15 protein-coding genes are annotated in these 14234 nt (G+C 52.2%); 7 read left to right on the top strand and 8 right to left on the bottom strand.

Features of this window, described 5'->3' with window-relative positions:
* The first annotated feature begins 29 nt into the window (after positions 1–29).
* Genes ACYVIY_RS18760 through ACYVIY_RS18750 form a run of 3 tightly spaced genes read left to right on the top strand, consistent with a single transcriptional unit; the run spans position 30 to position 1608 of the window.
* Positions 30–956 (top strand): SDR family oxidoreductase, encoded by a 927-nt coding sequence (locus ACYVIY_RS18760; RefSeq protein WP_460977926.1) that lies wholly within the window; start codon positions 30–32, stop codon positions 954–956.
* Positions 953–1342: a tautomerase family protein gene (locus ACYVIY_RS18755; protein WP_460977925.1), complete on the top strand. Its 390-nt coding sequence runs from the start codon at positions 953–955 to the stop codon at positions 1340–1342. The genes ACYVIY_RS18760 and ACYVIY_RS18755 overlap by 4 nt, the downstream gene beginning before the upstream one ends.
* A gap of 5 nt (positions 1343–1347) precedes the next feature.
* The gene (locus ACYVIY_RS18750) at positions 1348–1608 is read left to right on the top strand and encodes a DUF167 domain-containing protein (protein WP_460977924.1); all 261 of its coding nucleotides are present in this window, start codon (positions 1348–1350) and stop codon (positions 1606–1608) included.
* 51 nt (positions 1609–1659) lie between these two features.
* Here ACYVIY_RS18750 and ACYVIY_RS18745 read toward each other — a convergent pair whose 3' ends face one another.
* From ACYVIY_RS18745 to ACYVIY_RS18735, 3 genes are all read right to left on the bottom strand, one after another.
* Positions 1660–2472, bottom strand: a complete 813-nt coding sequence (locus ACYVIY_RS18745; RefSeq protein ID WP_460977923.1) for a polyprenol monophosphomannose synthase — start codon at positions 2470–2472, stop codon at positions 1660–1662.
* 86 nt (positions 2473–2558) lie between these two features.
* Positions 2559–3890, bottom strand: coding sequence for a protoporphyrinogen oxidase (gene hemG, locus ACYVIY_RS18740; protein WP_460977922.1), 1332 nt, complete (start codon positions 3888–3890; stop codon positions 2559–2561).
* A complete protein-coding gene (locus ACYVIY_RS18735; protein WP_460977921.1) occupies positions 3887–4261 on the bottom strand; it encodes a DUF4296 domain-containing protein in 375 nt (124 codons plus the stop codon). The genes hemG and ACYVIY_RS18735 overlap by 4 nt, the downstream gene beginning before the upstream one ends.
* Positions 4262–4345: 84 nt before the next feature.
* Here ACYVIY_RS18735 and ACYVIY_RS18730 point away from each other — a divergent pair, with 84 nt between their 5' ends.
* Genes ACYVIY_RS18730 through ACYVIY_RS18720 form a run of 3 tightly spaced genes read left to right on the top strand, consistent with a single transcriptional unit; the run spans position 4346 to position 7281 of the window.
* Positions 4346–5212, top strand: a complete 867-nt coding sequence (locus tag ACYVIY_RS18730; protein ID WP_460977920.1) for a DUF58 domain-containing protein — start codon at positions 4346–4348, stop codon at positions 5210–5212.
* Positions 5213–5249: 37 nt separating this feature from the next.
* Positions 5250–6182 carry a hypothetical protein gene (locus tag ACYVIY_RS18725; RefSeq protein ID WP_460977919.1) on the top strand — a complete coding sequence of 311 codons (933 nt, stop codon included), beginning with the start codon at positions 5250–5252 and terminating at the stop codon, positions 6180–6182.
* Positions 6183–6186: 4 nt separating this feature from the next.
* A complete protein-coding gene (locus tag ACYVIY_RS18720; protein ID WP_460977918.1) occupies positions 6187–7281 on the top strand; it encodes a VWA domain-containing protein in 1095 nt (364 codons plus the stop codon).
* Between the two features lie 10 nt (positions 7282–7291).
* Here the strand turns inward: ACYVIY_RS18720 and ACYVIY_RS18715 are convergent, their stop codons facing one another.
* A complete protein-coding gene (locus ACYVIY_RS18715; protein WP_460977917.1) occupies positions 7292–8089 on the bottom strand; it encodes an MBL fold metallo-hydrolase in 798 nt (265 codons plus the stop codon).
* Positions 8090–8256: 167 nt separating this feature from the next.
* Positions 8257–8604: a LytR/AlgR family response regulator transcription factor gene (locus ACYVIY_RS18710; protein WP_460977916.1), complete on the bottom strand. Its 348-nt coding sequence runs from the start codon at positions 8602–8604 to the stop codon at positions 8257–8259.
* Between the two features lie 295 nt (positions 8605–8899).
* Between ACYVIY_RS18710 and ACYVIY_RS18705 the strand changes: the two genes are divergently transcribed.
* A complete protein-coding gene (locus ACYVIY_RS18705) occupies positions 8900–9475 on the top strand; it encodes a ribonuclease HII (protein ID WP_460977915.1) in 576 nt (191 codons plus the stop codon).
* Between the two features lie 102 nt (positions 9476–9577).
* On the opposite strand, the gene ACYVIY_RS18700 is transcribed toward ACYVIY_RS18705, so the two are convergent.
* The 3 genes from ACYVIY_RS18700 to ACYVIY_RS18690 all read right to left on the bottom strand — a co-directional run bounded on the left by ACYVIY_RS18700 (position 9578) and on the right by ACYVIY_RS18690 (position 14226).
* Positions 9578–11740, bottom strand: a complete 2163-nt coding sequence (locus ACYVIY_RS18700; RefSeq protein ID WP_460977914.1) for a 3-hydroxyacyl-CoA dehydrogenase NAD-binding domain-containing protein — start codon at positions 11738–11740, stop codon at positions 9578–9580.
* Positions 11741–11825: 85 nt separating this feature from the next.
* Positions 11826–13034 carry an acetyl-CoA C-acetyltransferase gene (locus tag ACYVIY_RS18695; protein ID WP_460977913.1) on the bottom strand — a complete coding sequence of 403 codons (1209 nt, stop codon included), beginning with the start codon at positions 13032–13034 and terminating at the stop codon, positions 11826–11828.
* Positions 13035–13227: 193 nt separating this feature from the next.
* The gene (locus ACYVIY_RS18690; protein WP_460977912.1) at positions 13228–14226 is read right to left on the bottom strand and encodes a Hint domain-containing protein; all 999 of its coding nucleotides are present in this window, start codon (positions 14224–14226) and stop codon (positions 13228–13230) included.
* Positions 14227–14234: the final 8 nt, after the last annotated feature.

Below are 14234 nucleotides of genomic sequence, written 5' to 3'. Positions count from 1 at the left end.
TCGTTCCTCGCGATACTACAATCGACTTTATGAAGAAAATTCTGCTTACCGGCGCAAACGGATTACTGGGTCAAAAGCTGGTTGACTTGCTCACCCAACAGCCTAATGTTGAATTAATCGCTACCGCGCGGGGCGCTAACCGCCTGCCTTATTCGGACGGATATAGCTATCAGTCGATGGATATTACTGACCGGGAGCAGGTGCTGGCGGTGATCGGCGAAACCCGTCCTGATGTAGTTATTCACACGGCGGCTATGACCGATGTAGATAAATGCGAGCTTCAGAAAGATGCCTGCTGGGCGCAGAACGTAATGGCCGTAGAGTATCTGGTCGAAGCCTGCCGCGCCGTTGATGCCTTTCTGTTGCACGTTTCTACCGATTTCATTTTCGACGGAGCCGCCGGACCGTATGATGAAACGGCCGAAGGCAATCCCATTAGTTTCTACGGATGGAGCAAGTACGCAGCCGAAAAGGTGGTGCGCTGTGCTGGTCAGACCGGTACGTCCATTCGCTGGGCCATTGCCCGAACGGTACTTGTGTACGGCATCGCACACGATATGAGCCGGAGCAACATTATTCTTTGGGTCAAGAAGTCGCTGGAAGATGGTAAGAACATTAAAGTCGTTACGGATCAATGGCGTAGCCCGACATTGGCTGAAGATCTGGCGATGGGCTGCTACCTGATTGCCGATAAAGAAGCCGAAGGCATTTTCAACATATCGGGCAAAGAGGTGCTGACTCCGTATGATATGGCTATTAAAACCGCGGATTATTTTGGGCTGGATAAATCGCTGATTGCGCAGGCCGATGCCTCTACGTTTACGCAGGTTGCCCGGCGCCCTCCCCGCACCGGCTTTACACTCGACAAAGCCCGTACCGTATTGGGTTACGATCCGCACTCGTTTGAAGAAGGAATTGCCGTGCTGGCCGAGCAACTGAAGCGCGAAGTGGTATGAGCCAGGTAAAAATCTACGGAGTTCGGGAACACCTGCTGCCCATCCGGAATCGCCTGTCCGACGTCATTCACAGCTGCGTGGTTGACGCGCTACAATTCCCGCCAAACAAGCGGGCACATCGGTTCTTTTACCTCGACCGGGACGATTTCTTCATGCCTGCCACCGCATCGGAGCGCTACGTTATCCTGGAGTTTATGATGATGACTGGTCGGACTGTTGAGACGAAGAAAAAACTGATTCATATGCTGTACGAGCGAGTAGGTGATCAGATTGGTTTATCCGTTACGGACCTCGAAATCTGTATCTTGGAGAGCCCTCCGTCTAATTGGGGATTTCGAGGCATGACCGGCGATGAAATCAGTTTGAATTACAACATCAATGTTTAGTTGCCGTGACTCTTCACCTGAAAGTTAAGCCGGGCAGTAAAGTTGATCAACTGTTCTACGATGCCGCCGGACAACTGAACGCCAAGATCAAAGCGCCCGCGCAGGACGGAAAGGCCAACGCCTACTTGGTTGAATTTCTGGCCAGGCAATTTTCTATCGCCAAATCGAACGTAACGATTCTTGCCGGGTTCACGAATCCGCACAAACGCATTGACATTGATGCCGGGGAGGACGAGATCCAGGAAAGGCTTAAAAAACTAGTGTAGCAAAAAGCCCTCCCGGTTACCGGGAGGGCTTTTTGCTATAAGATGTATCTGTTAAACAGCGTCGACTGGCTCTTCGGCTTTGGTCGCTTCCCGCCGAGGAATATAATGCCGGAAAAAGCTGCTGATCTTCATCTGCAAGACACCAAATACGGCTTCCTTAAAAATCTTGGACGACATTTTCGACACGCCCTTCGTACGATCGGTGAAAATGATCGGTACTTCTGTTATGCGGAATCCATACTTCCAGCACGTAAACTTCATCTCGATCTGGAACGCGTAGCCGACAAACTTGATCGGATTGTGCAGAATCACTTCCAGCACCTCGCGTCGGTAGCAAATGAAACCCGCTGTTGGGTCCATGATGGACATGCCGGTAATAAACCGCACGTAAACCCCCGCAAAATAAGACATCAGCACCCGACCCATGGGCCAGTTCACTACGTTAACGCCCCGGATGTAACGCGAACCCACGGCCACATCGGCCCGGTTTGGGCCTTCGTCGGCGCAGGCATGATACAGGCGAACCAGGTCTTCAGGATTATGCGAAAAATCAGCGTCCATCTCGAACAGGTACTGGTACCCGCGCGATAGAGCCCACTTAAATCCGTCAATATAAGCGGTACCCAGTCCTAATTTACCCCGCCGTTCGAGCAAATGAAGCCGTGGTCCGGCATCCCGGTGCGACGAGCCCGTGGGCGGAAACTCTTCCTGCAGGTCGCGAACGCGCTGGGCGGTTCCATCGGGTGAACCGTCGTCCACGATGAGCACATCAAATGGTTCGGGCAGGCTGAAAACCTTACGAACAATCGCTTCGATGTTCTCAATTTCATTATATGTCGGAATAACGACCAGACGTTCTTTCACGGATTGTCAAGTGAGTTAATGAGATGGTATGTATAGAACAGCAAAGAACCCGTTTTTTGTCTCTATAAATCATTAAAAATTCTTAATCAGGCGTTTGCCGATAACGTAATGGCCTGGCTCTGGGCCTTACGAATGCAATCGGACAGCGAAACGCCCCCGTACCAGTTTGCGCAAACGTGCAGGTGATCGTTCGCGAGCGCTTCGATCTGCTGTTTAACGGCCACAATACCGGCGTCGTACTGCGGAATAGCCCGTTCCCAGCGATAAATAGCCTGAAAGGTCGGTTTCCCAGTCCGAATGCCGAAGCTTTCGGCTAATTCCCGCTGTATAGTCTGGGCAATGAGGTCATCGGGCTGACGAGCGTTTTCGGGAGCTGACTGGCCGCCCACAAAGGTCGTAAATAATACTTCATCATCGGGGCAGCGGCCATCAAAGATTGAACTGCTCCAGATATGACCAGCCGCAAAACGCCCTTCAATCTTGGGGTTTAAACCTCCAAAGCCGTTCAGCGGGTGCTGAACATCCGCCCGTTTGTAAGCCGTGTGAACCGCCGTCATCGGTGGGTACGTAACCCGACGTAATGCATCTGCTACGTTCGCGTAATGAGGAGCTACTAATTGAGCAGCCGCATCCGTGCCCACGGCGAGCACCAGTTGGTCAACGAACGTTGTGCCATCGGCACTCGTTACGTGCCAGCCCTCATTACCGCGTTCAATTCGGGTAACCGGGGTATTTAGGGACAGATTAGTAAGCGCAGCCGCCAGCGCGTTCGGGAGCATCTGCATCCCGTCGCGAAAGCTAAACGACTGCCGACGGCCCGTTGCCGATTGGTTTTTAATTAGGCCGCGCAGTACGGAGCCGTATTCCCGTTCGTACTGAAGAAGGATGGGAAACGTCTCCGACACGAGCAAATTTTCGGGGTCACCGGCATAAATGCCCGCGACAAACGGCCCGAGCGCATAATCCACAATCTCATCGGAGAAGCGACGTCGGAAAAAAGCCGCCAAGGTTTCGCCGGGGGGCGAGACGGTTTTATTGGTTCGCTCGCGAAAAATAGCCAGCTTGGTTTTCCAGCTGAAAAAATTGCCGAACAGCAGCGACGGTGGCCCTGAGGGCAACTGCCGATACTGGCCGTTCCGGAAGATGTAACGTGCTTTGCTGACGGGCTTACTGAACACAAGTTCAGGGGTTAAGCCTAGCTGGTCGAGCCACAGTAACAGGTCGGCGTCGCCCAGGAGCGAGTTCGGGCCGAGTTCGCGCAGATACGTAGCTCCGGTTTCGCCCGACTCCCGGCGGGAGCGAATGTATCCGCCTGCTTCGGCCGACGCTTCCCAGAGCTGATACGATACGCCACGCTGCTGCAGTTCATACGCCAGCGTTAAGCCCGAAATACCCGCACCAATAATACCTACTGTCATGATTGAGTGCGCTTTCCGGCGTTCATCTTTTTTTGCAGTTTTCCGGTCACCTGTTTATAAATAACCTCCATGTCGCTGGGGTGCGACGAGTAATAGATATAACTCTTTCGATAGGCGGCTGTATCGACTTTAAACTTTTGAAATATCTGATTTTCGAGGTGCTTGTACACGATATTCGATGAATCGACTGAGCGCAGGCCAAGCCGGCTCACACGGGCTTCGGCAATGTGAACTTCGGTTAGAATATCAGCCATCCGATCGGGCGGAACCAGGTTGTCGGGGCGGTCGTCAGCCGGGGCTGAACAAGCGGCCAGCAGGCATCCGCTCAGCAGCAGGCTCCACAAAAGAGGGTAATAACGATTCCAGCGCATACGTTTAAAATGATAGCTTTGTAAGCTAATCCCGGTTGGCAAAGTTCGGGAATGCTTGTTAAAAAAATATAACGCCCGTTGCCTATGGACGAGTTCTTGGCTAAGCTGCGCAATTTCGATATCCGCATTCGGAAGGCGGTGAATTCGCAGATGCGCGGCAGTTTTCGGTCGGTGTTTAAAGGGACCGGGCTGGAGTTTAGCGATTTGAGAACGTATCAGTACGGCGATGACGTGCGGGCCATTGACTGGAACGTATCGTCGAAGGGGCACGGTACGTTCGTTAAAGTGTTTCGGGAGGAAAAAGACCAGACTGTTTTTTTTGTCGTAGACGTGAGTGCATCGCAGCACGTGGGCCCTCGTCACCGCGACAAACTCGATACCACCAAAGAAGTGTGCGGAGTACTGGCCCTGTCGGCCATTCGAGAGGCCAGTCACGTCGGTATGTACTGTTTTTCGGATCAGAAAGAGCGGTACATTAAACCGGCAAATGGCATGAAAATCGGTTACCAGCTCATTATGAGTTTGTTCAAGCTGCAACCGGAATCGGGCCGGACAAGCATTGCCGATGCCCTGCTGTTTACGCTCAACGCCCTCAAGCGACGTAGCGTGGTGATTCTGCTGTCCGATTTTATTGACCAGAGCTACGAGCACAACCTGAAAGCGCTGGCCAAGAAACACGATCTGGTGGTTATTCACCTGTACGACCAGCGCGAGGTGAATCTGCCCAGGCTGGGTATTATTCCCGTGCATGATACGGAGTCGGGTCGAACGGTTTGGGTAAACACGTCTTCACCTTCGTTTCGGAGCGGCTTACGCAATACGTTCCGGCAGAGCCAGACTCGTCTGGAGCGGCTCTGTAAACAGTTTAATGCCAATTACCTCGCGCTTGATTCGCAGGAGGACTTTGTTCCTAAACTCGTCGAATTATTTCGGGTGCGTAAGTACCAATGATTAACTGCCGATGCACGAGATACGGTCTATACATGGAATGATGCAACCACCGGCTCAGCCATTGCCCGTCGGTCAATTTCTGACCGACAGCATTGAAATTGGTCGTCCGTTCCGGTATTCGCTTACGTATCGGCATCCGTCGGCGGTCGACGTCCTGTTTCCTGATACAGCCAAGCATTTCTCGCCTTATCGAGTGCAGCACGTGGCCGTATTTGCCACGCAGACAACGGGCTCGGGGCTCGATGCCATTAGCCGGGATAGTGCCGTGTACACGCTGGTATCGTTCGAAACCGATTCGATGCAGTTGTTACAGGTGCCGGTGCGGCTCATTAATGCGGCCGATTGTACGGCGTTGATGAGCCAGACCGACACCATTTTTTTACGATCCAAGTTGACCGACAATCGCATAGGCGACCCACAATCGTTGACGCTGGCAACCGAAACCCAGCTGGCACCCTTACAGCAGCAGTTCAATTATCCCGCCTTGGGCGTTGGCCTGTTTACGACCGGCTTGCTGTTCGCCATAATCTATGGGGTGTTCGGGCGAGCCATTCGGCGGCAATGGCGGCTGTATCAGATGAACCGGCGGCATGTTCGCTTCCTGCGGGAGTACAATCGGCTGAGCAGCAGTATTAGCCCGCAAACGGCGTCTGAAACTGCGAATCAGGTGGTGATTATGTGGAAATCGTATCTGGAGAAACTCGACCGGCAACCGTATGCTTCGCTAACCACGTCGGAAATAGCCGACCGCATGAACGACGATCGGGTAACGAATGCACTCCGGGAGGCTGACCGGATGATTTACGGGGGCGCTTTTTCGAGTCAGTCTCAATCCGCGTTGCGCGTTCTGAGCGACGTAGCCACGCAGACGTATCACCGTCGGCAGGGGCAGCTACAAACGCCGACCAGCCAACAGGCCGACATGGAGGAGGAACTTGGCCAGTCTGAATCACCATCCTCTTTTTCCTGATTACATGGCACCCTGGTATTCGCTTCATTGGTTTAGCCCCGCGCAGTGGAAGCAGTTTCATTTCGCCTATCCGCTGGCCTTATCCCTGATTCCCACGGTGTTGCTGTTGTTCGCCCTGCGCTACTACCTGCACCGGAATGCTCAGCAGCGACTGAATATGTCGTTAGATCCGTTTAGGACGAATGAGAATCAGCGTGATCGGATGACTCCCGATCGGGCAAAAGCGGCAAACTCGCTGCTCAGTTCATTGCGCTACCTCTTGCCCCTGACCGTGTTTATGGGCGTCAGTCTGGCGTTGGTTGCTCTAGCCCGCCCACAAATCGTGCGGGAACTGCGCGAGGAACAATCCGAAGGCATCGATATTATGATTGCCCTCGACGTATCGGAGTCCATGAGCGAAACCGACCTGTCGCCTAATCGGCTGGCTGCGGCCCAGCGCGTGGCCCAGGCCTTTGTGAATGGGCGGCAAAACGATCGGATTGGCTTGGTAGTTTTTGCGGGCGAAGCGTTTTCGGTCTGTCCGCTTACGACCGACTATGCGCTGGTCAAGCAATACCTGCGTGACATTAACGGTCAGATGATCCGAACCTCCGGCACGGCCATCGGCGATGCCCTGGCGCGGTGCATAAACCGGATGCGTGATCGATCCGTCTCGGTCACGGATACCAGCCGGAACGCGAGTGAACAAACGGAGCGGAAACGCAGCAAAGTGGTGATTCTGTTGAGTGATGGCGACAATACGGCCGGGAACATCGACCCCGTTACGGCAGCCCGGCTGGCAAAAGCGTTTTCGATCAAAGTATACACCATTGCCGTAGGACGTACCGGCGGAACCGCCGATCAGGCCGCCACTGTCGACGAAGGAATTTTAAGAACCATTGCCACCATCGGTAACGGAAGTTTTTTTCGGGCTACGGATGCAGAGCGTTTACGGGCTGTATTCGCCCAGATCAGCCGGTTAGAAAAGGCGCCGGTTCGCGTTCGGGTGTACGAAGACATCCGGGATTATTACCGCATCTATCTGTCCTGGTCAATCGTCTTTCTGCTGGGAGCGCTCCTGCTCAAAAACACCATCTTTGGCAATGTGCTGGAAGATTAGAACGTAACGGCTAATTCTCCAGTGGCAAAGCCGTCTCCACCGATGCGTTGATCGTATACACCGGCGTTTCCTTGTAGCGCGATGCAATCACGACCTTCGTGTGAGTCGTGTGTGGCGCAAACAAGTCGCTAAGGACCTGGGGTGAGTTGTTTTCTTTCGATAAGTGCGACAGCAGTACGTGACTCATGTGCTGAGGCCGGTGGGTCTTGAACAAATCCAGCGCCTGCTGATTGGAGAGGTGACCTAACCCTCCGCGAATCCGGTGTTTCAGGAAATACGGATACCGCCCCCGATCCAGCATGTCTTCATCGTAGTTCGCTTCCAGAAAAGCCGCGTGGCACTGGCTGAAATGCTGAATAAGGTGATCGCAGGGAGCGCCAATGTCGGTAAAGACGCCTACTTTGGTGTTTTGATACGTAACGACAAAGCTGTGCGGATCGGCGGCATCGTGTAGTTTGGGGAACGCCGTAATGCACAGGTCGCCAATCCAGACGGGCTCGTAGCCCTGCAAGGCCCGCATCGGGAAGTCCGATTGCGATAGGCGCGACCGACGTAACGTAGTAGGAGTAATATACACAGGCAGTTGGTACTTTTTAGACAACTGCGGGATGCCGGTGATGTGATCGGTATGCTCGTGAGAAACGAAGATCGCCTTTACGGTCCGCATCGACAAGCCGAGCCGATCCATGCGCCGTTCGGTTTCCCGGCACGAAATTCCGGCGTCGATCAGAACGGCCTCCTGCTCATTGCCAACGTAATAACAGTTACCGTTGCTGCCCGAATTTAAAGAAGTGATGAACAATTGCATATTTATATACAAAGAAACGGCTTTTTGCCGTCCTATGCATACAAAATATCATCACAAAACCGGCCATTACTCGTCATGGACCATTACGCTGCGCTGTCCTTATTTTGTCATCCAGTCTCGGCAAAAATGACAATCTATAACAGCGCAGCGTAATGATCAATGACTAGTTATGAATGGGTGGTGCACAAAGGGAAAGACGTTAACTGGGGCCGCAGACGCTTAGTTTGCCGACGCGAAATCGCTAAGGTTCTATCCTGAGAAAGCTGTACGAACGGCGTATCAACAAACCGGAGCCGATACGAGACAATATGAGCCGGATTTACCAGCGTACGTTTGTGAATGCGCAGGAACGTGGGAAGCCGTTCGGCGAATCGTTTTAACGTAATGGCAACCAGCATTGGCTTTTGACCAATCAAATGTACGGTTGTGTAGTTGCCCATCGCTTCCAGGTATTCAATCGAAGCAACCGGAACTGAACGTCTGTTTGTGAAATCAGGTAAGAGTAGTGTTTCCATAGTATTTGATTGCGTTTGCAGCGGAATAGGTGTTGTCTACTGCAAGCAAATGTATAGAAGCACATCAGCACGGTAACCGTTAAATAGGATGAAGTGCAAGAAAGACACCATGAGCTGCTCATAGAGCAGGATAAACCGAAATAGGTATAAATCAAAAAAGCCACATAACAGCAGGCTTTGGTAATGAAATGAGGTCAGAAACTGGACCTGACGTAGCCGTCTGCTGATTCTTGAAGGCTGCTTTGCGCGCTAAATCGACTAGTTTTGCCGGTGCTTATTATTCGTCAATAATTCGTTGTTACGCTCTTTCTATAACGCCAATGTCCTCGAAGCAGGACTTGATGAAGTTGGGCGCGGCTGTCTGGCTGGGCCTGTCGTCGCTGCAGCTGTTATCTTGCCGGGTGACTATACGCATCCCATTCTGAACGACTCGAAGCAGCTTACCCGGACTCAGCGCGAAACGTTACGTGTCGATATTGAACGTGATGCCTTAGCGTGGGCCGTGGCCGAAGTATCGCACGAAGACATCGACCGTATCAATATTTTAAAAGCGAGTTTCCTGGCGATGCACCGCGCGGTAGACGCCCTTGCCGTTCGTCCGGAACATTTACTGGTCGATGGAAACCGGTTTGTTCCCTATCCCATGATTCCGCATACCTGTATTGTGAAAGGGGATGCCTATTTTCTGTCGATCGCGGCTGCGTCGGTACTGGCTAAAGTTCATCGCGATACGTTAATGGAGCAGCTCGACAAGGAGTTCCCGGGCTACGGTTGGGCGCAAAACGTCGGCTATCCGACACCCGCTCACCGCAAAGCCATCCGTGAGTTGGGGACGACGCCCTACCATCGGATGAGTTTCCGGTTGGTATAACGAGTGAAGTAGAGAGGTACGTGTAGTAGGAGTGATAAGGGACTTAGCTAATAGCCAACAAGCGCTTACCATCCCACTACACGTATGCCACTCACTGCACGGTTATACTAATTCCCGTTGCCCGGCTCGCTCGCGTAGTTTCTCGGTCGGGCGGAAGCGTTCGCCGTATTGATCAGCTAAGCGATCGAGGGTTTTGACGAACGTATCAATACCGACGAAATCTACGAATGAGAGCGCTCCGCCCGTGTAAGCCGGGAAGCCCCAGGCCAGAATTGATCCTAAATCAGCGTCTAGTTTTGTTCGGACAACACCTTCTTCAAAACACCGGACTGCTTCAAGCGCTTGCCGGTATAGTAGTCGTGTTTTTACTTCGTCGAGGGATGGCTGCTGATCGGATACAGGAAATAGTTTGCCCAACCCTCTCCAGAGCTGTTTGTTGCCTTCTGCCGGGTAGTCGTAAAAACCGGCTTTTGCTTTTTTGCCTAAGCGGCCCAGTTCAACAAACGTTTTGGCAACCTGGTAGCTCGTGTCGTCTTCGCGTAAAGCCCCATCGTTGACACCCTGTCCCGAAATTTTATAAACCAGGTCTAAAGCCACCTCGTCCGTTACAGCTAACGGGCCAACGGGCATGCCCGCGTCTTTTCCTCCATTCTCAATGAGCACCGGATTAACGCCATCTTTGAGCAGTTCCATACCTTCGGCCGTATACGTACCAAAACAGCGTGACGTATAAAAACCGCGCGAATCATTAACGACAATCGGCGTTTTGCGAATCTTGCGTACGAAGTCAATGGCTACGGCCAGGGCATAGTCGGATGTCTGCTTACCCATGATGATCTCAACGAGCATCATTTTGTCGACGGGTGAGAAGAAGTGGATACCGATAAAGTTCTCAGGCTTCGCTGAAGCTTCGGCTAGTCCGCTGATGGGTAGGGTGGATGTATTCGAGCTAAAGACTCCGCCTTCAGCCAGCATGGGCTCGGCTTCTTTGGTTACCTGCGCTTTCAGCTCGCTATTCTCGAATACGGCCTCGATGATCAGATCGCAGCCCTGCATATCGGCATAATCGGCGGTAGGCGTGATCAGGTTCAGGATTCCATCAACCTTTAACGGGTCAACCTTACCCCGCTCGACGCCTTTTTTTAGCAAACTGCGTGAATAGTCTTTACCCTTCTCGGCAGCTTCAACAGACACGTCTTTTAGAATGACTTCAATACCTGCTTGTGCCGAAACATAAGCGATACCGGCTCCCATCATACCCGCGCCCAGAATACCCAATTTTTTGACCTCCGTTTTCGGCTGATCCTTCGGTCGGCTAGCTCCCTTGTTGGCTTCGTTCATCCCCAAAAACATGGTCTGTATGAGGTTCTTGGCCACTTTCGACGTAGCAACCTTAACGAAGTGGCGCCCTTCGATCACCAACGCCCGGTCAATGTTTACTTGCAGACCTTCGTATACGCAGGCCATGATTTCGAGCGGGGCAGGGTAGTTCCCTTTCGTCTTATCCATCAGCATGGCCGTGCCAGCCGCGAAGGTCTGGGCACCAACCGGGCTTTGGATGTTGCCCCCCGGTACTTTAAAGTTATCCCTGCCAACGATCTTTCCGGTTTTTCGGTCAACTTCATCCCAGGGCTTAATGGGTTTTGGATTGGCGGCAATCCACGCATGGGCTTTCTCTACCATTTCCGCTGGCGTTTCGGCGATGTCGTCGATCATGCCCAGATTTTTGGCTTCCTGAACCCCTACCTTTTTCCCTTCTACAAGGAGAGGCAGGGCAGCTTGTATACCGAGCATGCGAGGTAAGCGTTGTGTGCCTCCGGCACCGGGTAGCAAACCGATCGTTACCTCCACCAGTCCAATCAGCGTTTGTGGCCGGGCGGACGTTCCGTTGTTTAATGCAATGCGGTGATGACAGGCTAAACAAATTTCGTAGCCACCACCCAACGCAGTACCGTTGATTGCGGCTACAGCAGGTTTGCCAGACGTTTCAATGCTCCGGAACACCCGATTCAACTCCGACGAAACCTTGAGCATTTCGGCCGGATCTTTGTCGTTGTTACGTAATATCATTTTCAGGTCGGCTCCCGCCACAAACTCGGGCTTTGCCGACGTAATGATGATCCCTTTTACAGATTCATCAGCGTAAGCACGTTGCAAGGCGGCTTCAAACTGAGGAATCGATTCGTCGTTGAGGACGTTCATGGGGGCCGAAGTCATTTCCCATGAAATGACCGCCACATTTTGGTCAATGGTGTAGTTTATCATTGTTGATATATCTGTGAAGGAGGTGAGATAAGTGAAATAAGTTTTGCTGTAAAGCAATCCGGTTTCACTTCCCCTATCTAGTAACTTAATTCACTCGTTCGAAGATGGTGGCGATACCCATGCCGCCCCCGATGCAGAGGGTAGATAAGCCTATCGCTTTGCCCGAACGCTCCAGTTCATCAATCAACGTCGCCGAAATAATAGCTCCCGTAGCGCCTAGCGGGTGACCGAGCGCGATCGCTCCGCCGTTGACATTTAGCTTACCGTGGTCGACGCCGAATTCCTCCATAAACAACATCGGGATAGCGGCAAACGCTTCGTTGACTTCAAATAGGTCAATATCGCTGATGTTCATGCCTGCTTTTTTGAGCACTTTCCGCGTAGCCGGAATAGGCCCCGTAAGCATGATCGTTGGCTCCGAACCGATAATTGCAAACGCTTTAATGCGAGCGCGGGGCTTAAGCCCGGCTTTTTCGCCAAACTCTTTGCTGCCAATCAAAACGCCAGCGGCTCCGTCTACAATCTGCGACGAGTTACCCGCGTGGTGAACGTGATTGATTTTGTCGAATTGTGCGTACTTGAGTAAGGCTAAAGCATCGAGGCCCATCTGCCCCATCATTTCGAAGGCAGGCTTAAGTTTAGCAAGGCTCTCTACCGTCGTTCCGGGACGTACACCTTCATCACGGTCGAGTACCATAATTCCTATATCGTCTTTCAGGGGCACAAGCGTCTTCGCAGAGCGATTGTCGGCCTGCGCTTCTACGGCCCGTCGGTACGATTCGGCCGCAAAGGTGTCTACGTCGTTACGTGAGTAGCCGTATTTTGTGGCGATCAAATCGGCGGAGACGCCCTGCGGAACGATGTTATGCCGTGCTACGATCTGGGGGTTCATGAAGAGCGCGCCACCATCGGAGCCCATCGGCACACGTGACATGGATTCGACACCACCGGCTACAACGGCATCAACCTGACCGGACATGACGTATGCCCCAGCCATATTGATCGCTTCGAGTCCCGATGAGCAAAAGCGGTTCAGTTGTACGCCCGCTACGGATTCGTCGTAGCCTGCTTCGAGGACAGCCGTACGAGCAATGTCAGCACCTTGTTCGCCAATGGGCGTAACGCAGCCCATGATGACGTCGTCGACTAAGGATGTATCTAATTGATTCCGGTCACGAAGCTCTTTGAGCACATTAGTGAGCAAGGTGATGGGTTGAATATCATGCAACGAACCGTCGCTTTTTCCTCGGCCACGTGGCGTCCGAACGGCATCATAAATGAAAGCATCTGCCATAATCTTGTCGAAAATTAGTATGCATGCATACGGTTTTTAGGGAAACAAAAGTAACGGCAAAAGCTGAATTGGCCAATGGATTTGATCTTATTTGATACTTTCTTTACTAAAAACAAGAATGGTTGATCAGAACAACGTATCGTGCGTTGTTCTGATCAACCATTCTTGTGATTAAGACTCGGTTAGCCTTCGCTTATTTATCCAGGACTACTGTTTCGCCAACTAGATAGGCACCGGCCTCGGTAGTTAAGTTGTAAACCGTTGATACGGTGCGACTTTGCTTTTCTGTTGCAACAGCTTTGTAAGCTACCACTTTGCCGTTCTCATACCGATACAACAACTCTCCAGTCTTAATCTCGCCTAATGCTTTCCGGCCGGTTGCTGTCAGCATGGGGTGATTGGCGGTGGCTTCAAACAAGGTTGGCGTGGTTAGTCCGGTTTGGGTTGAGGCTGTTACCTCATTCATTGGGCTTAGCCATACGCCTACCAGTGTGAAACGGCCTTCGTGTTTGTCGACTTTCGTAACGTGAGTTGGCTCAACGCCTTTTGTTTTAGGGCTGTAACCGAGTACAACGTCATCTACTGTTACGTCGCTGATACGTTTCGTGGAACCATCCGCCAACGTAACGGGCGCATCAGCCGCGAAGCAAAAGTTGTATTCTTCTTTCTTTTTATCTCCGCCGTCGTCAGTTTTACCGGTGCCGCCAGCCAACAGATTAGCCATTTCGCGCGACAAGACAAACGTCAGGGTTGACATGAGGCCGGGTTCTTTTTCGCCAACGTATTTGAGGTCGTCGATGTACGCGTCCCAGGCTTTTCGGTCGGCCGATGCGCCGGGGATAACAAACGACTTCACCTCGTTGGTTTTACCGTTTTGGTAGATGGCCAGCAGACCAAGTTCTTTGGTATCCTCGGCAGCAAACACTTTATACAGGTAGATTTTACGCGTAACGCCGTCGCTGTAGGCAAATACATACGCAGGCCGTTCTTCGTAGCGGTCGAGGATGAAGCCGCCCGACTTGAAATAGGTGTCTTTGTCCAGATTGGCTATTTTAATGGCCTTAACAGCCTTGAGTTGGTCGAGCGTCATGCCCGTCGTTGACGCCGTTTGGGCCGAAACACGCTGGCTCAATAGCTGGGTGGCTACAGCGCAGCAGATGAATAATACGAGAGAAAGTAGGTTGTTCTTCATAGTTTAGC

The organism is Spirosoma knui (genome assembly GCF_054780635.1).
Note: the sequence above shows the minus strand (reverse complement) of the source record. Positions and strands in the feature narration are given on the sequence as shown.

Coding starts and splice junctions, on each gene's coding strand:
- ACYVIY_RS18760 (WP_460977926.1), top strand. CDS start 30: ATGAAGAAAATTCTGCTTACCGGCGCAAACGGATTACTGGGTCAAAAG.
- ACYVIY_RS18755 (WP_460977925.1), top strand. CDS start 953: ATGAGCCAGGTAAAAATCTACGGAGTTCGGGAACACCTGCTGCCCATC.
- hemG (WP_460977922.1), bottom strand. CDS start 3,890: ATGACAGTAGGTATTATTGGTGCGGGTATTTCGGGCTTAACGCTGGCG.
- ACYVIY_RS18735 (WP_460977921.1), bottom strand. CDS start 4,261: ATGCGCTGGAATCGTTATTACCCTCTTTTGTGGAGCCTGCTGCTGAGC.
- ACYVIY_RS18730 (WP_460977920.1), top strand. CDS start 4,346: ATGGACGAGTTCTTGGCTAAGCTGCGCAATTTCGATATCCGCATTCGG.
- ACYVIY_RS18725 (WP_460977919.1), top strand. CDS start 5,250: ATGATGCAACCACCGGCTCAGCCATTGCCCGTCGGTCAATTTCTGACC.
- ACYVIY_RS18720 (WP_460977918.1), top strand. CDS start 6,187: ATGGCACCCTGGTATTCGCTTCATTGGTTTAGCCCCGCGCAGTGGAAG.
- ACYVIY_RS18715 (WP_460977917.1), bottom strand. CDS start 8,089: ATGCAATTGTTCATCACTTCTTTAAATTCGGGCAGCAACGGTAACTGT.
- ACYVIY_RS18710 (WP_460977916.1), bottom strand. CDS start 8,604: ATGGAAACACTACTCTTACCTGATTTCACAAACAGACGTTCAGTTCCG.
- ACYVIY_RS18700 (WP_460977914.1), bottom strand. CDS start 11,740: ATGATAAACTACACCATTGACCAAAATGTGGCGGTCATTTCATGGGAA.
- ACYVIY_RS18695 (WP_460977913.1), bottom strand. CDS start 13,034: ATGGCAGATGCTTTCATTTATGATGCCGTTCGGACGCCACGTGGCCGA.
- ACYVIY_RS18690 (WP_460977912.1), bottom strand. CDS start 14,226: ATGAAGAACAACCTACTTTCTCTCGTATTATTCATCTGCTGCGCTGTA.